The sequence below is a fragment of the Pseudomonas sp. Pseusp16 genome, from assembly GCF_047324915.1.
GTDB lineage: Bacteria > Pseudomonadota > Gammaproteobacteria > Pseudomonadales > Pseudomonadaceae > Aquipseudomonas > Aquipseudomonas fluorescens_CD.
In genome coordinates this window covers 5,131,722-5,152,050 of the sequence record NZ_CP168522.1, presented here as the reverse complement: position 1 = coordinate 5,152,050, position 20,329 = coordinate 5,131,722, and the positions used below count along the sequence as shown (strand labels likewise).

The window sequence follows — 20,329 nt, the reverse complement described above, 5'->3', positions numbered from 1 at the left end:
GCAATTCCGGGCCGCGGGCATCAGGCAGTTTTTTGCAAACCGGCGATGGTGCGCGGCATGCCGACAAAACCTGGCAGGGCTTCGATGCGGGCCAGCCAGGCGCGAATGTTGGCGTACTCGTCCAGCGACACATTGCCCTCCGGCGCATGGGCGATGTAGCTGTAGGCCGCGACGTCGGCCACCGTCGGCTCGCTGCCAGCCAGATACGGCGTATCGGCCAGTTCGTGATCGATCACTTTGAGCACGGTGTGGGCGTAGGCAATCACTTCTTCAGCGTTGTAAGGCGCGCCAAACACCGTGATCAGTCTTGCCCGGGCAGGACCGAAGGCAATCGGACCGGCAGCCACCGACAACCAGCGCTGGACCTTGGCGGCGCCCACCGGATCAGTCGGCAGCCAGCGACCGTTGCCGTACTTTTGCGCCAGATAAACCAGGATCGCGTTCGAGTCGGCCAGCACCACGCCCTGGTCATCAATCACCGGAACCTGGCCGAAAGCGTTGAGCGCCAGGAACGCCGATTGCTTGTGTTCGCCCTTGGCGAGGTCAACGAAGATCAACTCGGTCGGCAATTTCAGCAGGGACAGCATCAGCTCGACACGATGAGCGTGGCCGGAACGTGGGAAGTTGTAGAGTTTGATCGCTTGCATGGTCGACACCTCGGGTGAGTGGTGCTGTTCAGGGGAAAGATGGGTCGTATCTTCTACCCTCAACCAAAACAACAGAATCACCAGCAAACGCAATCCATTATTTCACCGGGTGAAATAACTCAACGCTTGAGCGCCGGATGCTCGCGCAGCGTGTTCACCGCAAAGTCAACAAAACTGCGCACCCGGGCCGGTGCTTTACGTCCGCCCTGATAGACCACATGGATGGGTAACGGCGGCAGTTCGAAGTCCGCCAGAATGATTTCCAGCTCTCCGGCAGCCACTTTGCTCGCGACTTGATAAGACAGCACCCGCGTGAAGCCCAACCCCAGGCTGGCTGCCGTGATGGCTGCCTGATTCGCCGTCACCACCAGCCGCGGTTCAGCCCGCACGCTCAAGGTTTCGCCGTCCTCCATGAATGGCCAACTCCGCAACTGGCCTATGGCCGATGTCGCGATGATCGGCGCCTGGGCCAGTTCCTGCGGATGTCTGGGCCGACCATGACTGGCGAGAAACTGTGGCGAGGCGCAGATCACCCGCCGCACGTCCCCCACACGGATCGCATGCTGATTGCTGTCAGGAAGTTCGCCAATGCGGATGGCCACATCGACGCCCTCCTCGACCACGCTCACGATCCGGTCCACCAGCAGCGCGTTGATGCAGACTTCGGGGAATTGCGTCAGGTAACTCACCATCAGCGGCGTGACAAACAGTTCGCCAAACAAAACCGGGGCGGTAATGGTCAGTTGCCCACGTGGATGGATGTGGCTGCCTGCAGCCGAGTCCTCGGCTTCCTGCACCTCGGCGAGAATTCTCCGACAGTCCTCCAGATATCGCTGACCAGCCTCACTCAAATACACGCTGCGCGTCGTGCGCGTAAGCAGTTGGGTGCCAATGCGCTTCTCCAGCGCCGCCACCGCTCGGGTGACACTGGCCGCCGACAGACCCAAACGCCGCGCCGCCGCCGAAAAACCCTGTTCCTGGGCGACGGCAGCGAAGACCTGCATTTCCTGGAAGCGGTCCATGGGCATGTCCTCATTTCAGATAGATAAATCGCAATCGAAGGCCGGAATGTTAAGCGCAGGCGTTCAACCATTTAGTTGGGCACCCGACCATCAAGTAAATCAATGGGCTACTGCACTCTAGCGCCTCCACTGTAAAAACGAAGCGTGTCACAAACCTCAAAGAGCGGCCTGGGGATTATTGATAATTATTGAGGATTATTTTCTTGCGACGGCAGCGACAGTTCGCAATTATCCGGCCCAGCCCGCTGCAACGACTAATGCCTGACAGGGAAAAAGCGCCATTGGCTCGGCTCCCCACGCGTTTCCAGGCAAGGGCTCGTCAGCGGACTCCATCCACTGCAGCGCAATTCCAGCCTGTGCAAACAGGCGGAATATACGACTGCTCCTATACTACAAGCCACCCTGTTACCTATTGAGTCTTAGTAGGTACCTCGTTGAATTTTCCCTACGTGAAATACGGCGTTAGTTGATAACGCCTGGACAGCGGCCCATCGATTCTGCTTTCAAGATTCGCCGAGTAGGGAAGAGTGAACTTCAACTAGCTGGCTAACCTGGTGACAACGCAGGGAGTTCGAAAATGTTGCGCACAAACATTTCCGCAAGAGCACTGTCCGGTGGTTTGCTCGATGTACTGATACGCGCCGGGCTGATTACTGTGCTGGTGCTGTTTTGCTTCCAGATCTTCCACCCATTCCTCAACCTCATGCTCTGGGCGATGATACTGGCCATCACCCTGTATCCGCTGCATGCACTCATCAAGCGCAAGCTGGTCAACAAGGACGGGCATGCCGCCACCCTGATCGTGGTGGTCGCCCTGGCCTTGCTGATGGTGCCGATCTACCTGCTGGGCACTTCGATCAGTGAGTCGGTACAAGGTACTTTGGCGATCCTCAAGTCCGATACGCTGCAGGTGCCGCTCCCCAGCGAAAAAATCGCTTCCCTGCCGCTCATTGGCAAGCCGCTCTATGGCTACTGGATGCAAGCCGCCACCGATATGGGCAGCGTGCTGATGAAACTGATGCCGTACATCAAGTCCGTCGGCCTGACCTTGTTGGGCAAAATGGCCGACGTTGGCGTGGGCTTCCTGTTGTTCATCGGTGCGCTGATCATTGCCGGTGTGCTCATGGCCTATGGCGAAAACGGCGAAAGAAGCGCACTGGCCATCACCTCGCGCCTTTCCGGACCTGAGCGCGGCCCACGCATCACCGAGCTATGCACGGCAACCATCCGCGCGGTCGCCCAAGGCGTGGTGGGCATCGCGTTTATCCAGATGCTGCTGGTGGGCGTGGGCTTCGTGCTCATGGGCGTCCCCGGTGCCGGCCTGCTGGCGATGGTTGCGCTGCTGATGGGGATCATGCAATTGCCAGTGCTGTTGGTGACCCTTCCGGTGATCGCCTATGTCTTCGCCACCGAAGGGACCAGCCTGGCCACCATCGTGTTTTGCATCTACAGCCTGATTGCCGGGATGGCCGACAACGTCCTCAAGCCATTGATGCTGGGTCGTGGCGTCGATGTCCCGATGCCGGTGATTCTGATTGGTGCGCTGGGCGGCATGGTGAGTGGCGGCTTCATCGGTTTGTTCATCGGGCCGGTTGCGCTGGCGGTGGGCTACCAACTGTTCTGGCAATGGGTCCAGGACCAACCGTCTGCCGAGTTACAGAACGAGGCACCGCAAATCGAGGCAATCGACGATCAGCGTCCCCTCTGAGGAGTTTGCGCTTGATGCCACGCCCTGCTCGCATCAGCCGGCTGCTGATCTGCGGGACCGTCGTCCTGGGGGGCTGCGTGCAACTGGGTCCGGATTTCCAGTCACCGGCCCAGCCCTGGGTCGAACACTGGAACAGCCCGGCCCTGGAAATCGCCGGGCAAAAACGCCCACAACCGGATAGCCGCCAATGGTGGCATGTGTTCGACGACCCGGTCCTGGACCACTTGATTGCCGAAGCCGATGCCCACAACGCCGACCTGCAGGTCGCTGGCCTGCGGGTCATGGAGTCCCGCGCGCAATTGGGCATTGCCCTGAGTGGACGCTACCCGCAATTGCAGCAGGCCAGCGCCGACAGCCTGTACGTGAACCGTCGGCAATCGGGCGGGGCCAACCCTCAGGACACGCATTTCTGGCAATACAGTGCCGGCTTCGATATCGGTTGGGAGCTGGATTTCTGGGGGCGCTTCAGCCGCGCCATCGAGTCAGCCGACGCGTCCTGGTTTGCCGCCCAGGCCAACTACGAAAATGTCCTGGTGCTGTTGCACGCGCAACTGGCGCAAACCTACTACGCACTGCGCACCGCCGAGGCGCGCCTGCAGATCGCCCGCAGTAACGCCACCTTGCAAAAACGCAGCTACGAGATCACCGAGCGCCTGTTTAAAAGCGGGGCCGAAGCCGAACTCGATCTGCAACAGGCCAAGACCCAGTACCTGGGCACCCTGAGCACCATCCCGGATTTCGAGAGTCAGGTGGCGAGCTTGCGCAACGCGTTGTCCACCCTGATCGGCCAGCCACCCGGCTCGATCCCTGACCTGGATCGCAACACCGGCCTGGTACCACTGCTCGACACCGCGGTCTTGCAGGATGTACCGGCCAACCTGCTGGTGCGGCGCCCCGATGTTCGCGCTGCCGAGCTGCAAGTGGCGGCGCAATCGGCGTTGATCGGTGTGGCCGAGACCGATCTGTACCCATCCATCAGCCTGCTGGGCAGCATCGTCTGGTCCGCCAGCTCGCTCAACGGTGCATCCAATACCCTCGACCTGGTGGCTGGCCCCAGCCTGCGCTGGGACATCTTCGACCATGGCCGGATCACCAACAACGTCCGCGTGCAGGATGCGCGCTTGCAGCAGTTGATCGTTATCTACCAGGACAGCGTGCGCCAGGCGGCACGCGAGGCGGACGACGCCGCGACCGGCCTGATCAAGGCACTGGAGCGCGACCGGATCCTCAGCGATGCCTCGGTGGCCGCCGAACGTTCGGTGACCCTGGCCAATGCCCAATACCGCGAAGGCTATTCGGACTTCCAGCGCGTGCTGGATGCCCAGCGCGCCCTGTTTGCCCAACAGGATATCTACCTGGTCAACCGTGGCACCGCCGTCAACAGCTTGATCGCCCTGTACAAGGCCCTGGGCGGCGGTTGGTACAGCGACCAGCCGATGCTCGACCCGGCCACCCGCAAACAGATGCAACAACGGACCGATTGGGGCGATCTGCTCGACGAACCGAAGGAAAGTGCCCATGAATGACAGCCAACAACCGGTCGAGAACGCCTCGGTACCTGCCGCTGACCCGGCCAGAAAAGCGATCAACTGGGTCGTGCTGCTGATCATCCTGAGCCTGGTCTGGTACCTGATGGCCGACCGTTACACGCCCTACACGCAACAGGCACGGGTACAGGCCTTCATTGTGCCGGTGGCGGCTGAGGTTTCCGGCCGGGTGACCCAGGTGCACGTGCGCAACAACCAGGACGTCAAGGCCGGCGAATTGCTGTTTGAAGTCAATCCGGAGCAGTACCGGATTGCCGTCGATCGCGCCCGCGCCGACCTCGAATCGACCCGTCGCCAGGTAGGCGCCAACACTGCCGGTGTCGAGTCCAAGCAAGCGTCACTGCGCGCGTCCCAGGCCAATGAGCTCAAGGCACGCCAGGACATCCAGCGGCTCGAACGCCTGTACCGCGAAGATCCGGGCACCATCTCGCTGCGACGCCTGGAAATATCCCGCGCCACCCTGGAAGAGTCCATCAGCCAGGTCGCCGCGGCCAAGGCCGAAGTGCAACGTGCACGCGAACAACAGGGTGGCAACGAAGCAGAGAACGCCCAGTTGCTCAGCGCCGCCAGCAACCTTGAAAAAGCCGAGCTGGACTTGAGCAATACAAAGGTTCACGCGCGTTCGGCCGGCCTGATCACCGATTTGCGCACCGATGTCGGCCAGTTCGCCTCCGCCGGTGCACCGGTGATGACCCTGATCGCCATCCACGATGTGTGGATCAGCGCCGACATGACTGAAAACAACCTGGGAAGTGTCCAGCCCGGAACTCCTGTGTCCATCGTCCTCGACGCCCTGCCGGGGAGAATATTCAAAGGCCATGTACGCAGCGTCGGCTATGGCGTCGAAGTCGGTCAGAGCACCCAGCCGGGCAGCCTGCCGAAAGTGGAGAACAGCCGCGATTGGCTGCGTCCTGCCCAGCGCTTTCCGGTCATCATCGAGTTCGAACCGGGTGAGCTGACCAGTCCACAGGGCATCCGTGCCGGCGGCCAGGCCGAAGTCATGGCGTTCCCGAGTGAAGGTAACCCGCTGAACCTCCTGGGTCGCCTGTTCCTGCGCCTGATGAGCTGGATGTCCTATGCGTATTGAGCGCCCGGCCCTTGTTCAGCGCGCCCTGCGCCTTGGCTTCGGCACGGCGCTGTGCCTGGCGGCGAGCTTCGGCCTGGCCTTGCCTATCCCGTTCCTCGCGCCGATGCTGGCGTTGATGATGCTGGCAGCGATGAACCGACCGTTGCCGTTCAAGGCCAGCCTGGGTCTGATCCTGATCCTGTTGCTGACCACCGGGAGCGGCCTGCTGCTCATTCCCCTGCTGCGTTACTACCCGTTCAGTGGCGTGCTGCTGGTCGGACTGTGTCTGTTCCTGGCATTCGGTTATGGCCTGCGCGGCGGCAACCCGCTGGTGGCGACTTTCCTGGTGGTGGGCCTGACATTGATCAGTGCGGCCGGAACCGCTGAATTCGCCCTGGCGCTTGAGGTGATCGTGGCCCTGGTCAAAGGCCTGTTCCTGGCAGTCTCGACGCTGACCGTCAGCCATTGGCTGTTTCCCGACCCCGCCAGTGCTCCAGCGGCCAAACCCGGCCCGAGCCTTACTCCAGCCGAAAGCGGTTGGCTGGCGCTGCGTGCCACGCTGGTGGTGCTGCCGACTTTCCTGCTGGCCATGGTCGACCCGGCCAGTTACCTGCCGATCATCATGAAAGCCGTCAGCCTCGGCCAACAAAGCTGCGCGACCAGTGCCCGCACCGCCGGCCAGGAATTGCTCGGCTCGACCCTGCTCGGTGGCCTGATGGCGATTGTTTTCTGGTGCGCGCTGAGCCTGTTCGTCAACCTGTGGATGTTTTTTCTGTGGATGTTGCTGTTCGGCCTGCTGGTGGCCAGAAAACTCTACGGCCTGGCCCGGACCCGGCAGCCGCCTGGGTTCTGGCTCAACAGTCTGGCGACCCTGATCATCCTGCTCGGCCAATCGGTACAGGACAGTGCGGCGGGCAAGGATGTCTACACCGCCTTCGCCATCCGCATGGGCCTGTTCATTCTGGTGACCTTGTACGCCTGCGCCATGGTGCATTTGCTCGACACGCGGCGGCAACGGCGCATTATTTCCGCCTAGAAAAAGAAAAACCCCCTGAAAAGGGGGTTTTTCATTGTGGATAACTTATTCCACGGTGACCGACTTCGCCAGGTTACGCGGCTGGTCAACGTCGGTGCCTTTGAGTACGGCAACGTAGTACGACAGCAGCTGCAGCGGGATGGTGTAGAGAATCGGCGACAGGATGTCGTGGATGTGCGGCATGTGCACCACGTGGGTGCCTTCACCGTTGGTCATGCCGGCTTTCTCGTCAGCGAAGACGATCAACTGGCCACCGCGGGCGCGGACTTCCTGGAGGTTGGACTTCAACTTCTCCAGCAGTTCGTTGTTCGGCGCCACGGTCACCACTGGCATGTCGTTATCCACAAGCGCCAACGGGCCGTGTTTCAGCTCGCCGGCCGGATAGGCTTCAGCGTGGATGTAGGAGATTTCCTTGAGCTTGAGTGCCCCTTCCATCGCTACCGGGAACTGCGCGCCACGGCCGAGGAACAGCGTGTGGTGTTTCTCGGCGAACAGTTCGGAGATTTTTTCCACGGTGCTGTCCATGGCCAGCGCCTCGCCCAGACGGGTTGGCAAACGACGCAGTTCTTCGACCAGCGTCGCTTCGACGCCTTTGTCCAGGGTGCCACGAACCTGGCCCAGGGAAAGCGTCAGCAACAACAGGCCAACCAATTGCGTGGTGAAAGCTTTGGTAGATGCCACACCGATTTCGCGACCAGCCTGGGTCAACAGGGTCAGATCCGATTCACGCACCAGCGAGCTGATGCCGACGTTGCAGATCGCCAGGCTGGCGAGGTAACCCAGCTCCTTGGCGTTGCGCAGCGCGGCCAGGGTGTCGGCGGTTTCACCGGACTGGGAAATGGTCACGAACAAGGTGTCTGGCTGCACCACCACCTTGCGGTAGCGGAATTCGCTGGCGACTTCGACCTGGCACGGAATGCCGGCCAGCTCTTCAAGCCAGTAACGCGCGACCATGCCTGCGTGGTAGCTGGTGCCACACGCAACGATCTGTACGTTACGCACTTTGGCGAACAGCTCGGCCGCCTGTGGGCCGAATGCCTGTACCAGCACTTGGTTCTGGCTCAGGCGACCTTCCAGGGTGCGCTGCACCACGGACGGTTGCTCGTGGATTTCCTTGAGCATGAAGTGGCGGAACTCGCCCTTTTCAGCGGCTTCGGCGCCGTCGCGATATTGCACGGCTTCGCGCTCGACGGCCTTGCCGTCAACGTCCCAGATCTGCACGCTGTCGCGGCGGATTTCAGCGATATCGCCTTCTTCCAGGTACATGAAACGGTCGGTGACTTGACGCAGGGCCAACTGGTCGGACGCCAGGAAGTTTTCCCCCATACCCAGGCCGATCACCAGGGGGCTGCCGCTGCGGGCTGCAACCAGGCGATCCGGTTGCTGCGCGCTGATCACTGCCAGGCCGTAAGCACCGTGCAACTCTTTGACGGTCGCCTTGAGGGCCACGGTCAGGTCGCGCAGATCCTTGAGTTTGTGGTTCAGCAGGTGCGCAATGACTTCGGTGTCGGTGTCCGAGGTGAACACGTAACCCAGGGCCTTGAGTTGTTCACGCAGGGCTTCGTGGTTTTCGATGATGCCGTTGTGCACCACTGACAGGTCACCGGAGAAATGCGGGTGTGCATTGCGTTCGCACGGTGCACCGTGGGTGGCCCAGCGCGTGTGGGCGATGCCCAGACGACCGACCAGCGGCTCGGTGGTCAATGCCTGCTCCAGCTCACTGACCTTGCCCGGGCGACGCAGGCGCTCGAGTTTTTCATCGTTGGTGTAGACCGCCACGCCAGCGCTGTCATACCCACGGTATTCGAGGCGTTTCAGGCCTTCGACGAGGATGGCGGTGATGTTACGTTCTGCGACTGCGCCGACAATTCCACACATGCTATTTCTCCTGACTGACAGCCGCGCAAATCAAAGTGATGCCGCGGGCCTGAATCTGATCGCGAGCCTCAAGTGGCAGGCGTTCATCGGTAATAAGGGTATGGACGCTGCTCCAGGGCAGTTCCAGGTTGGGAATCTTGCGGCCGATCTTGTCGGCCTCCACCATCACGACCACTTCGCGGGCGACTTCGGCCATGACCCGGCTCAGTCCGAGCAGTTCGTTGAAGGTGGTTGTACCGCGAAGCAGATCGATGCCATCGGCGCCGATAAACAGCTGGTCGAAATCGTAGGAGCGTAGTACCTGCTCGGCGACCTGCCCCTGAAAGGACTCGGAATGCGGGTCCCAGGTGCCACCGGTCATCAACAGCACCGGTTCGTGCTCAAGTTCGCTCAGGGCATTGGCGACGTGCAGCGAGTTGGTCATCACCACCAGACCGGGTTGCTGCCCGAGTTCCGGGATCATGGAGGCGGTGGTGCTGCCACTGTCGATAATGATGCGCGCATGCTCGCGAATCCGCGCGACGGCGGCACGGGCGATGGCTTGTTTGTACTTGGAAACCGGCTGACCGAGGTCGGCCACCAGTTCCTGAGGCATGGTGATCGCCCCGCCGTAACGACGCAGCAACAGACCATTGCTTTCAAGTGCCGCCAGATCCTTGCGGATCGTAACTTCCGACGTTTCGAAGCGCTTGGCCAACTCATCCACACTGACTTCGCCCTGCTGATTGAGCAAGGCGAGGATGTTGTGACGACGTTGAGGTGTGTTGCGCTTCGACATGAGCTGGTAAGTTTCGATTCGAAAGATAGCGGAAGCAATCAAAACCTATCAGCGAAACTTCGTCAAGCGCAATGCGATAAAAAGAGCTGTGGATAACCCTTTGTAGGAGCGAGCTTGCTCGCGATGGACTTAAGGACGCTGCTTTTGTTCAGACTGACCTCGTCATCGTTGACGTCCATCGCGAGCAAGCTCGCTCCTACACAAGGGAGTTGTGGATAACTCAGCCCTTCTTGATCTTCTCCGGCCGCTTCCAGCCATCGATGTTCTTCTGGCGAGCGCGCCCAATCGCCAACTGGGACTTATCCACAGTCGAGGTAATGGTCGAACCGGCCGCTGTGGTAGCACCGGACTGGATATCCACAGGCGCTACCAACGAGTTGTTGGAACCAATGAACACATCCTCGCCCAACACGGTTTTCCACTTGTTGGCGCCGTCGTAGTTGCAGGTGATGGTGCCGGCACCGATGTTGGTGCGCGCGCCCACTTCGGCATCGCCCAGGTAAGTCAGGTGACCGGCCTTGGCGCCTTCGCCGAGGTGGGCGTTTTTCAGCTCGACGAAGTTACCCACATGCGCGCGGGCTTCGAGCACTGTACCTGGACGCAGACGAGCGAACGGACCGGCATCGCTGGCTTCACCCAGAATGGCACCTTCGATATGGCTGTTGGCCTTGATGACCACGCCTTTGCGCAGGGTACTGTCCTTGATCACGCAGTTCGGGCCGATTACCACGTCATCCTCAATGACGACCTTGCCTTCGAGAATCACGTTGATGTCGATGAGTACGTCGCGCCCGACCGTGACTTCACCACGAATGTCAAAACGAGCCGGATCGCGCAGCGTCACACCTTGAGCCATCAAACGGCGACCGGCGCGCAATTGATAATGCCGCTCCAGTTCGGAAAGCTGCTTGCGGTCGTTGGCGCCCTGCACTTCCATGGCGTCGTGCGGTTGCTCGGTGGCCACCACCAGACCATCGCTCACTGCCATAGCAATGATATCAGTCAGGTAGTACTCACCCTGGGCGTTGTTGTTGGAGAGACGGCTCATCCAGTCGCCAAGGCGGGCAAAAGGCAGCGCCAGAATGCCGGTATTGCCTTCGGTGATCTGGCGTTCGGCGTCATTGGCATCTTTCTGTTCGACGATGGCCGCAACCTTGCCAGCGGCATCACGAACAATACGGCCGTAACCGGTCGGGTCATCCAGTTCGACGGTCAGCAAGCCCAACTGCTGCGGCCCCACCTGCTTGAGCAGGCGCTGCAGGGTTTCGACTTCGATCAACGGCACATCGCCGTAGAGCACCAGCACGGTGTCGGACTGAATGAACGGCACTGCCTGAGCAACGGCGTGACCGGTGCCCAGCTGTTTATCCTGCAGGACGAAGTTCAGGTCATCCGCCGCCAGGCGTTCGCGTACGGCATCGGCGCCATGGCCGATCACCACATGAATGCGCTGTGGATCAAGTTGCCGGGCGCTGTGGATAACATGACCGAGCATGGAGTTGCCGGCAATCGGGTGCAAAACTTTCGGCAAAGCAGAACGCATACGCGTGCCTTGGCCAGCAGCGAGAATAACGATTTCGAGAGACATGACTGGCTACCAATCCTGGGTGGTCAGCGGCTGCGACCGGGTTGTAAAAATCGGAAAAGAAAAAAGGGTAGCCGAGGCTACCCTTTTTAATCAATCACACAACAAGAGCGGCCTTAGTGGCCGAACTTTTTGCGGATCTGCTGGACGGTGCGCAGCTGAGCTGCAGCCTCGGCCAGACGTGCGGCAGCAGAACCGTAATCGAATTCCGCGCCTCGCTCATGCAGGGCTTTCTCGGCAGCCTTAACGGCTTCCAAAGCTGCGGCTTCGTCCAGGTCGGCAGCACGTTGCACGGTGTCGGCAAGAACCTTGACCATGTTCGGCTGAACCTCGAGGAAACCACCGGAGATGTAATACACCTCCTCTTCCCCGCCCTGCTTGACCAGGCGGATCGGACCTGGCTTCAGATTAGTGATCAGCGGCGCGTGACCCAGGGCGATACCAAGATCACCCAGTGCACCGTGCGCAATCACCATCTCGACCAGACCGGAAAAGATTTCTCCTTCCGCGCTGACGATATCGCAATGGACTGTCATAGCCATCTGATTGCCTCAACCTAAATTAGCGCCCGTTGCCGGGCGCCGGGATTACAGTTTCTTGGCTTTCTCGATCGCTTCTTCGATGCCGCCAACCATGTAGAACGCTTGTTCTGGCAGGTGGTCGTAGTCACCGTTGAGGATGCCTTTGAAGCCAGCAATGGTGTCTTTCAGGGAAACGTATTTACCCGATGCACCGGTGAAGACTTCAGCCACGAAGAACGGCTGCGACAAGAAACGCTGGATCTTACGAGCACGGTTTACCAACTGCTTGTCGGCTTCCGACAGCTCGTCCATACCCAGGATCGCAATGATGTCCTTCAGTTCTTTGTAACGCTGCAGCACGTACTGAACACCGCGAGCGGTTTCGTAGTGGTCGTTGCCGATCACGTTCGGGTCCAGCTGACGCGAAGTCGAGTCCAGTGGGTCTACCGCCGGGTAGATACCCAGGGAAGCGATGTCACGGGACAGAACGACGGTGGCGTCCAAGTGAGCAAACGTGGTCGCTGGCGACGGGTCAGTCAAGTCGTCCGCTGGTACGTATACGGCCTGGATCGAAGTAATCGAACCTTGCTTGGTCGAAGTGATGCGCTCTTGCAGCACGCCCATCTCTTCAGCCAGGGTCGGCTGGTAACCTACTGCCGAAGGCATACGGCCCAGCAGTGCGGATACTTCGGTACCGGCCAGGGTGTAACGATAGATGTTGTCGACGAACAGCAGAACGTCGTTACCTTCGTCACGGAACTTCTCGGCCATGGTCAGGCCAGTCAGGGCTACGCGCAGACGGTTTCCCGGCGGCTCGTTCATCTGACCGTAAACCAGTGCCACTTTGTCCAGAACGTTGGAGTCCTTCATCTCGTGGTAGAAGTCGTTACCCTCACGAGTACGCTCACCCACACCGGCGAACACGGAATAACCGCTGTGCTCGATGGCGATGTTACGGATCAGTTCCATCATGTTTACGGTTTTGCCTACACCGGCACCACCGAACAGACCGACTTTACCGCCCTTGGCGAACGGGCAAACCAGGTCGATAACCTTGATGCCGGTTTCCAGCAGGTCGTTGCCGCCCGCTTGTTCAGCGAAGGATGGCGCAGGACGGTGAATGCCCCAGCGCTCTTCGGTGTCGATTGGACCAGCTTCGTCAATCGGGTTGCCCAGTACGTCCATGATCCGGCCCAGGGTCGCTTTACCGACCGGTACGGAGATGGCAGCGCCAGAGTCGACAACGTCCAGACCGCGCTTCAAGCCTTCGGTGGAACCCATCGCAATGGTACGAACTACGCCGTCGCCCAGCTGTTGCTGAACTTCCAGGGTAGTGTCCGCGCCTTGTACTTTCAGCGCGTTGTAGATGCTCGGTACGCTGTCGCGTGGAAATTCCACGTCGATAACGGCGCCGATGATTTGAACGATACGTCCGCTACTCATAGCTGGATCCTCTGAATATTTGAACCGTTAAACCGCGGCAGCGCCGCCGACGATTTCCGAGATCTCTTGGGTGATCGCAGCCTGACGCGCCTTGTTGTAGACCAGCTGCAAATCGCTGATCAAATCACCGGCGTTGTCGGTAGCGTTCTTCATCGCGATCATCCGCGCAGCTTGCTCAGCCGCGTTGTTCTCGACCACCGCCTGGTAGACCTGCGACTCCACGTAACGGACCATCAAGCCGTCGAGCAGCTCCTTGGCATCCGGTTCGTAGAGATAGTCCCAGTGGTGCTTGAGTTCTTGATCCGGGGTTGCCACCAGTGGAATCAACTGCTCCACGGTAGGCTGTTGTGTCATGGTGTTGATGAACTTGTTGGACACCACGGACAGGCGGTCAATACGGCCGTCCAGGTAGGCATCCAGCATCACCTTGACGCTGCCGATCAGATCATTGATCGACGGCTCTTCACCCAGGTGGCTGATAGCTGCAACGACGTTACCGCCGAAGTTGCGGAAGAAAGCCGCACCCTTGCTACCAACTACACACAGATCGATCTCGACGCCGTTTTCGCGGTTTACCGCCATGTCCTTGACCAAAGCCTTGAACAGGTTGGTGTTCAAGCCACCACACAGACCACGGTCACTGCTCACTACGACATAACCGACGCGCTTTACTTCACGGTCGATCATGAACGGGTGGCGATATTCCGGGTTAGCGTTGGCCAGATGGCCAATAACCTGGCGGATGCGCTCCGCATAAGGACGGCTAGCAGCCATGCGCATTTGTGCCTTGCGCATTTTGCTGACCGCCACTTTTTCCATGGCGCTGGTAATCTTTTGCGTGCTTTTGATGCTCGCAATCTTACTGCGAATCTCTTTTGCGCCTGCCATGTAACACCTATCAGGTTAGCAAGCGGGAGCCTTGCGACTCCCGCTGCGGCTTACCAGGTTTGGGTGGCCTTGAACTTCTCGATACCGGCTTTCAGGCCGCCATCGATTTCGTCATTGAAGTCACCCTTCACGTTGATCTTCGCCATCAATTCGGCGTGATCGCGGTTGAAGTAAGCAATCAGCGCTTGCTCGAAGCTGCCGACTTTGGTGATTTCAACGTCAGTCAGGAACCCACGCTCAGCGGCATACAGCGACAGCGACATGTCGGCGATCGACATTGGCGCGTATTGCTTCTGCTTCATCAGCTCGGTAACGCGCTGACCATGCTCAAGTTGCTTACGGGTCGCTTCGTCCAGGTCAGAAGCGAACTGGGCGAATGCCGCCAGTTCACGGTACTGAGCCAGAGCGGTACGGATACCACCGGACAGCTTCTTGATGATCTTGGTCTGAGCGGCACCACCCACACGGGATACCGAAACACCGGCGTTCACTGCAGGACGGATGCCCGAGTTGAACATGGCCGATTCCAGGAAGATCTGACCGTCGGTGATGGAAATCACGTTGGTCGGAACGAACGCGGAAACGTCGCCAGCCTGGGTTTCGATGATCGGCAGTGCGGTCAGGGAACCGGTTTTGCCGGTCACTGCGCCGTTGGTGAACTTCTCTACGTACTCTTCCGAAACGCGGGATGCGCGCTCCAGCAGACGGGAGTGGAGATAGAACACGTCGCCTGGGTAAGCTTCACGGCCTGGTGGACGGCGCAGCAGCAGGGAGATCTGGCGGTAAGCCACTGCTTGCTTGGACAGATCGTCATAAACGATCAGCGCGTCTTCACCGCGGTCGCGGAAGAATTCACCCATGGTGCAACCGGCATACGGTGCCAGGTATTGCAGCGCAGGAGATTCCGAAGCACTGGCAGCCACGATGATCGTGTTTTTCAGTGCGCCGTTTTCTTCCAGCTTGCGAACCACGTTGGCGATGGTCGATTGCTTCTGACCGATGGCTACGTAGACGCAGAAAATGCCGCTGTCTTTCTGGTTGATGATCGCGTCGATCGCCAGAGCGGTTTTACCGATCTGACGGTCACCGATGATCAGCTCACGCTGGCCACGGCCGACAGGGATCATGGCATCGACAGCCTTGTAGCCAGTCTGTACAGGCTGGTCTACCGACTTACGCCAGATCACGCCTGGAGCAACTTTCTCGACCGCGTCGGTCTGGGTGTTGTTCAGCGGACCTTTGCCGTCAACCGGGTTACCCAGTGCATCGACTACGCGACCCAGCAGTTCCTTACCAACCGGAACTTCCAGGATACGGCCGGTGCACTTGGCGCTCATGCCTTCAGCCAGAGACTGGTATGCGCCCAAAATAACGGCACCTACGGAGTCTTGCTCCAGGTTGAGGGCCATACCGTAGACGCCGCCCGGAAACTCGATCATCTCGCCGGACATAACGTCGGCCAGACCGTGAATCCGCACGATGCCGTCAGATACGCTGACGACAGTGCCTTCGTTACGGGCTTGGGAGGTCACATCGAGATTGTCGATGCGGCCCTTGATAATTTCACTTATTTCGGAAGGATTGAGTTGCTGCATTGCTCTGCTGCCCCTTCAAACTCAAGATTTCAATGCTTCGGCAAGTTTCGCGATTTTGCCGCGAATCGAGCCATCGATAACCAGGTCGCCGGCGCGGATGACAACACCCCCAATAAGGGATGAATCTTCCTCGACTTGCAGGCGCACTTCCCGGTTGAGTCGTGCACTGAGAACCTTGGCGAGTTTGTCTTGCTGTTCTTGGTTCAATGCGAAAGCACTGGTCACTTCTACGTCTACCGATTTCTCTTGCTCGGCCTTGTACAGGTCGAACAGAGCGGCGATCTCCGGCAGAAGCAGGAGGCGCTCGTTTTCGGCAACAACGTGGATGAAATTCTGTGCCTTGGCATCGAACTTGTCGCCGCACACGTCAATGAACGTGGCGGCCTTTTCTGCGCTCGTCAGTCGCGGGGCCTTGAGCACGCTCTGCATGGTGTCGTCTTCCGACACCGCTGCAGCCAGGCCGAGCATGGCTGACCAATTGGCCAGTTGCTGGTGGGCCTGAGCGTGCTCGAAGGCCGCCTTAGCGTAAGGTCGGGCCAACGTGGTCAGTTCTGCCATGATCGCCCTCGCTTAGATTTCAGCAGCCAGTTGGTTAACCAGCTCTGCGTGCGCGTTTTGATCGATTGCCTTGCCCAGGATCTTCGAAGCACCGCCAACGGCCAGGCTACCCACTTGGGCGCGCAGCGCGTCTTTGACGCTGTTCAGTTCCTGTTCGATCTCGGCCTGAGCCTGAGCCTTCACACGGTCAGCTTCGACGCGAGCCTGTTCACGGGCTTCGTCGACAATCTGGGTACCGCGTTTCTTGGCTTGCTCGATGATTTCAGCTGCCTGAGCTTTCGCTTCGCGCAGTTGCTGACCCGCTTTCTCTTGGGCCAACTCCAGGTCGCGAGCTGCTCGGCTGGCAGCGTCCAGACCATCAGCGATCTTCTTTTGACGTTCGTGCAGTGCCGTGATGACCGGAGGCCATACGAACTTCATGCAGAACAGTACAAAAATCAGGAACGCAACGGACTGGCCAATCAGGGTCGCATTAATGTTCACGCCAACACCTCGCAGTTACGTTGTCCATCACACCAAATTACCCGGAAGATCCGAGTAATTAGCCAGCGATTTGACCAACGAACGGGTTCGCAAAGGTGAAGAACAGAGCGATACCAACACCGATCATGGTTACGGCGTCGAGCAGACCGGCAACGATGAACATTTTAACTTGCAGCATTGGAACCATTTCTGGCTGACGCGCTGCGCCTTCCAGGAACTTGCCGCCCAGCAGGCCGAAACCAATTGCGGTACCCAGTGCGCCCAGGCCGATCAACAGTGCAACAGCGATAGCGGTTAGACCAACTACAGTTTCCATCTTTCCTCCCGACTTTTACGTCGTATGGTTTAGGTTTTTTTAATTTAAAGCGGTAAAACAAATCGTTTCAGAGGCCCCGTTAAGAGCCCCCTCCCGTTTAGCGGGGAGGGACATCAGACTAGTCGAAACTGGTCTTAATGGTTTTCTTCGTGTGCCATCGACAGGTAGACGATGGTCAGCATCATGAAGATGAACGCCTGCAGGGTGATGATCAGGATGTGGAACACAGCCCACGCCCACTGCAGAACAACGCCCAGGCCGCTGAGCCAGAGCAGACCGCTGCCGAACATCACAGCAATCAGAATGAAGACCAGCTCACCGGCATACATGTTGCCGAACAGACGCAGAGCCAGGGAGATCGGCTTGGCGATCAGGGTCACGAATTCCAGCAGGAAGTTCACCGGGATCAGCAGGGCTTGAACGAAGATGTTCTTGCTGCCGAACGGGTGCAGGGTCAGCTCGCCGATGAAGCCGCCGAGGCCCTTGATCTTGATGCTGTAGAAAATGATCAGCGCGAACACCGTGAAGGCCATGGCCAGGGTAGCGTTCGGGTCGGTGGTCGACACGGCGCGGAACGGGATGTGGTGGTCGCCGGAGATCAGGATGGCCAGCTGAGGAATCCAGTCGACCGGTACCAGGTCGACGGCGTTCATCAGGAACACCCAGACGAAGATGGTCAGTGCCAGCGGTGCAATCACCGGGCTACGGCCATGGAAGCTGTCTTTCACGCTGCCATCGACGAATTCGACCAAAACTTCAACGAAGTTCTGCAAAGCACCTGGCTGACCGGAAGTCGCTTTCTTGGCCGCCATGCGGAAAAGAAGAACGAAGATCAGACCCAATGCGATCGACCAGCCGAGAGTATCGACGTGGAAAGCCCAGAAGCCCATTTCCTTGGCTTCTGCTGCGGTGTGGGCAAAGCCCCAGCCGCCGGTAGGGTGCTGACCGAAGGTCAGGTTCTGCAAGTGGTGCTGGATATAGCCCGAAGCGGTTGTTTCTGCCATGGTTGCCTCAAACGCCCTAAGGTCTCGAAAGTCTTGTTCTCATCAGCAGGGGAGCGAACCAGCTGACCAGTTGGGTCAGCACGAAGACGCCGAATACAGCTAGCGGCGCCAATGGCTTCACACCTGCGAACGTCAATGCAAAAAGCACCGCCGTCAAAATCAGTTTGCCCGCCTCGCCGGCATAAAATGACCGGACGATGGCTTGAGCTGCCCGGGCGCCGGAAAACCGAAATGCCCTGTGAGCGAAATAAACATTGGGAAGCAAGGCTATCAGGCCTCCGCAAAGTCCCGAGTACCCGGCAACGACTCCATACCGTTGCCAGAGCGCCAAAGCGGCAATGAGCAGAACGACAAATTGAGCCATTAACACCGGAAAAACTGCCAGGCGATGGAATGGCAAGCGGTTTGGCGTGCGGGTTTCCATCACTTTTACTCTCCAATGGCCGGCTGCCGAAATTCAATAACTTGGCATAATTTGTGCCGACAAAATGCGCGCAGAGTATAGGGGCGGTTCGGCCCCTATTCAACTGTCAGGTAGTGATTTCCGATTGCGCGCTACATGAGGAAATGTTTCAGCGAATATGTGCGAGTACACCTTGTAGTTCATCCAGGGAGTTATATCCAATCACTAACTGCCCTTTACCCTTCTTACCGTGGCGAATCTGCACCGCAGAGCCTAGGCGCTCGGCCAGGCGCTGTTCGAGACGGGCGATATCCGGGTCTGGTTTTGCCGGTTCGACAGGCTCCGGTTTGCCACTCAACCACTGGCGGACGAGTGCCTCGGTTTGGCGCACGGTCAGCCCGCGTGCGACAACATGTCGCGCCCCTTCAACCTGTTGATTGTCCGGCAAACCGAGCAAAGCACGGGCATGACCCATTTCCAGGTCGCCGTGGGACAACATGGTCTTGATGACTTCCGGCAAGGAAATCAGGCGCAGCAGGTTGGCCACGGTCACCCGGGACTTGCCCACGGCTTCTGCAACCTGTTGCTGGGTCAGCTGGAATTCCTGCTGCAAGCGCTGCAGGGCTACCGCTTCTTCAATCGGATTCAGGTCTTCGCGCTGGATGTTCTCGATCAGGGCGATGGCGATCGCGGTTTCATCGGGTACGTCGCGCACCATCGCCGGGATGGTTTCCTTCCCGGCTTGCTGGCTGGCGCGCCAGCGGCGTTCACCGGCAATGATTTCAAAACGGCCGCTGCCGATCGGGCGAACCACGATGGGCTGCATGACGCCCTGGGCCTTGATCGACTGCGCCAGCTCCTCGAGCGCCTGTGGGTCCATGTCACGTCGCGGCTGGTATTTGCCGCGCTGGAGCAGATCCAGGGGAAGGTGTTGCAGCTCACGCTGATCGGCTTGCGCCGCTTGTTCTTCCAGCGAGCTGACAGTCGGACCACTCAACAGAGCATCCAGTCCACGTCCGAGACCTCGTTTCTTGACGGCCATGGGGATTCCTTAAGTTGCCTGAGCTGCGGCGATGCGTGAGTTTTTTCGTTGACGACGAACCATTTCGCCCGCCAATGCCAGATAGGCAACGGCGCCTCGCGATGCTTTGTCGTACGCCAGCGCCGGCATGCCGTAGCTTGGTGCTTCGGCCAGACGGATGTTGCGCGGAATGACGGTGTCGTAGAGCTGCTCGCCGAAGTGTTCCTTGAGCTGCGCCGAGACATCGTTCATCAGGCTCAGGCGCGGGTCGTACATCGTACGCAACAGGCCTTCGACCTTGAGGTTCGGGTTCAGCAGTTCAGCGATACGCTTGATGTTATCCACAAGGTCGCTCAAGCCTTCGAGTGCGAAGTACTCGCACTGCATGGGGATAATTACCCCGTCGGCGGCAACCAGTGCATTGAGGGTCAGCATCGACAGCGACGGCGGGCAGTCGATCAGGATGTAATCGTAGTTTTCCCGGATCGGCGCCAGCGCGCTGCGCAGACGGCTTTCCTTCATCTGCATTTCCAGCAGCACCACTTCGGCCGCGGTGAGGTCGCGGTTGGCCGGCAACAACTGGTAACCACCGTGTTCAGAGAAGTGCATGGCCTGGGCCAGATCACATTCGCCGATCAGCAGGTCGTAGACCGAGTTTTCCAGGCCATGTTTATCCACACCGCTACCCATGGTGGCGTTGCCCTGTGGATCAAGGTCGATCAACAGCACCCGGCGCTTGGTCGCGACCAGGGATGCTGCGAGGTTGATGCAGGTGGTGGTTTTACCCACGCCACCCTTTTGGTTCGCTATCGCGAATACCTTAGCCATTC

20 protein-coding genes are annotated in these 20,329 nt (G+C 59.1%); 4 read left to right on the top strand and 16 right to left on the bottom strand.

What is annotated here, in order from left to right:
• Positions 1-20 precede the first annotated feature (20 nt).
• Entirely contained in the window at positions 21-647 is a 627-nt protein-coding gene (locus ACEN8Q_RS23305; RefSeq protein WP_413422924.1) for a glutathione S-transferase family protein, read from the bottom strand.
• A 119-nt stretch (positions 648-766) separates the two neighbouring features.
• On the bottom strand, positions 767-1,669 hold the full coding sequence (locus ACEN8Q_RS23300) for a LysR family transcriptional regulator (protein WP_413422926.1): 903 nt from the start codon (positions 1,667-1,669) through the stop codon (positions 767-769).
• A gap of 577 nt (positions 1,670-2,246) precedes the next feature.
• On the opposite strand from ACEN8Q_RS23300, the gene ACEN8Q_RS23295 reads away from it, so the two are divergent.
• Genes ACEN8Q_RS23295 through ACEN8Q_RS23280 form a run of 4 tightly spaced genes read left to right on the top strand, consistent with a single transcriptional unit; the run spans position 2,247 to position 7,026 of the window.
• The gene (locus ACEN8Q_RS23295) at positions 2,247-3,377 is read left to right on the top strand and encodes an AI-2E family transporter (RefSeq protein WP_413703794.1); all 1,131 of its coding nucleotides are present in this window, start codon (positions 2,247-2,249) and stop codon (positions 3,375-3,377) included.
• A 14-nt stretch (positions 3,378-3,391) separates the two neighbouring features.
• On the top strand, positions 3,392-4,903 hold the full coding sequence (locus tag ACEN8Q_RS23290) for an efflux transporter outer membrane subunit (RefSeq protein ID WP_413703793.1): 1,512 nt from the start codon (positions 3,392-3,394) through the stop codon (positions 4,901-4,903).
• The gene (locus ACEN8Q_RS23285) at positions 4,896-6,011 is read left to right on the top strand and encodes an HlyD family secretion protein (protein WP_413422932.1); all 1,116 of its coding nucleotides are present in this window, start codon (positions 4,896-4,898) and stop codon (positions 6,009-6,011) included. Before ACEN8Q_RS23290 ends, ACEN8Q_RS23285 begins: the two co-directional genes overlap by 8 nt.
• A complete protein-coding gene (locus ACEN8Q_RS23280) occupies positions 6,001-7,026 on the top strand; it encodes a DUF2955 domain-containing protein (protein WP_413422934.1) in 1,026 nt (341 codons plus the stop codon). The genes ACEN8Q_RS23285 and ACEN8Q_RS23280 overlap by 11 nt, the downstream gene beginning before the upstream one ends.
• A gap of 45 nt (positions 7,027-7,071) precedes the next feature.
• Here the strand turns inward: ACEN8Q_RS23280 and glmS are convergent, their stop codons facing one another.
• The 14 genes from glmS to ACEN8Q_RS23210 form a co-directional block, all read right to left on the bottom strand.
• Positions 7,072-8,904: a glutamine--fructose-6-phosphate transaminase (isomerizing) gene (glmS, locus tag ACEN8Q_RS23275; protein ID WP_413422936.1), complete on the bottom strand. Its 1,833-nt coding sequence runs from the start codon at positions 8,902-8,904 to the stop codon at positions 7,072-7,074.
• 1 nt (position 8,905) lies between these two features.
• Complete coding sequence (locus ACEN8Q_RS23270) at positions 8,906-9,682, bottom strand: DeoR family transcriptional regulator (protein ID WP_413422938.1); 777 nt, start codon at positions 9,680-9,682, stop codon at positions 8,906-8,908.
• A 220-nt stretch (positions 9,683-9,902) separates the two neighbouring features.
• Positions 9,903-11,270: a bifunctional UDP-N-acetylglucosamine diphosphorylase/glucosamine-1-phosphate N-acetyltransferase GlmU gene (glmU, locus tag ACEN8Q_RS23265; RefSeq protein WP_413422940.1), complete on the bottom strand. Its 1,368-nt coding sequence runs from the start codon at positions 11,268-11,270 to the stop codon at positions 9,903-9,905.
• 113 nt (positions 11,271-11,383) lie between these two features.
• A complete protein-coding gene (locus ACEN8Q_RS23260) occupies positions 11,384-11,809 on the bottom strand; it encodes a F0F1 ATP synthase subunit epsilon (protein ID WP_007985046.1) in 426 nt (141 codons plus the stop codon).
• A gap of 45 nt (positions 11,810-11,854) precedes the next feature.
• The gene (gene atpD, locus ACEN8Q_RS23255) at positions 11,855-13,231 is read right to left on the bottom strand and encodes a F0F1 ATP synthase subunit beta (RefSeq protein WP_008018365.1); all 1,377 of its coding nucleotides are present in this window, start codon (positions 13,229-13,231) and stop codon (positions 11,855-11,857) included.
• Positions 13,232-13,258: 27 nt separating this feature from the next.
• The gene (atpG, locus tag ACEN8Q_RS23250) at positions 13,259-14,119 is read right to left on the bottom strand and encodes a F0F1 ATP synthase subunit gamma (protein WP_007934344.1); all 861 of its coding nucleotides are present in this window, start codon (positions 14,117-14,119) and stop codon (positions 13,259-13,261) included.
• 50 nt (positions 14,120-14,169) lie between these two features.
• On the bottom strand, positions 14,170-15,714 hold the full coding sequence (gene atpA / locus ACEN8Q_RS23245) for a F0F1 ATP synthase subunit alpha (RefSeq protein WP_413422942.1): 1,545 nt from the start codon (positions 15,712-15,714) through the stop codon (positions 14,170-14,172).
• A 21-nt stretch (positions 15,715-15,735) separates the two neighbouring features.
• Complete coding sequence (locus ACEN8Q_RS23240; protein WP_008018367.1) at positions 15,736-16,272, bottom strand: F0F1 ATP synthase subunit delta; 537 nt, start codon at positions 16,270-16,272, stop codon at positions 15,736-15,738.
• A 12-nt stretch (positions 16,273-16,284) separates the two neighbouring features.
• A complete protein-coding gene (locus tag ACEN8Q_RS23235) occupies positions 16,285-16,755 on the bottom strand; it encodes a F0F1 ATP synthase subunit B (RefSeq protein ID WP_007969903.1) in 471 nt (156 codons plus the stop codon).
• Between the two features lie 58 nt (positions 16,756-16,813).
• Positions 16,814-17,071 carry a F0F1 ATP synthase subunit C gene (atpE, locus tag ACEN8Q_RS23230; protein WP_003097235.1) on the bottom strand — a complete coding sequence of 86 codons (258 nt, stop codon included), beginning with the start codon at positions 17,069-17,071 and terminating at the stop codon, positions 16,814-16,816.
• Positions 17,072-17,205: 134 nt separating this feature from the next.
• A complete protein-coding gene (gene atpB, locus ACEN8Q_RS23225; RefSeq protein WP_008018368.1) occupies positions 17,206-18,075 on the bottom strand; it encodes a F0F1 ATP synthase subunit A in 870 nt (289 codons plus the stop codon).
• 16 nt (positions 18,076-18,091) lie between these two features.
• Positions 18,092-18,499 carry a F0F1 ATP synthase subunit I gene (locus tag ACEN8Q_RS23220; protein ID WP_007985054.1) on the bottom strand — a complete coding sequence of 136 codons (408 nt, stop codon included), beginning with the start codon at positions 18,497-18,499 and terminating at the stop codon, positions 18,092-18,094.
• A gap of 148 nt (positions 18,500-18,647) precedes the next feature.
• Complete coding sequence (locus ACEN8Q_RS23215; RefSeq protein WP_057397318.1) at positions 18,648-19,520, bottom strand: ParB/RepB/Spo0J family partition protein; 873 nt, start codon at positions 19,518-19,520, stop codon at positions 18,648-18,650.
• Positions 19,521-19,529: 9 nt separating this feature from the next.
• Positions 19,530-20,327, bottom strand: coding sequence for a ParA family protein (locus ACEN8Q_RS23210; RefSeq protein ID WP_007969897.1), 798 nt, complete (start codon positions 20,325-20,327; stop codon positions 19,530-19,532).
• Positions 20,328-20,329 lie beyond the last annotated feature (2 nt).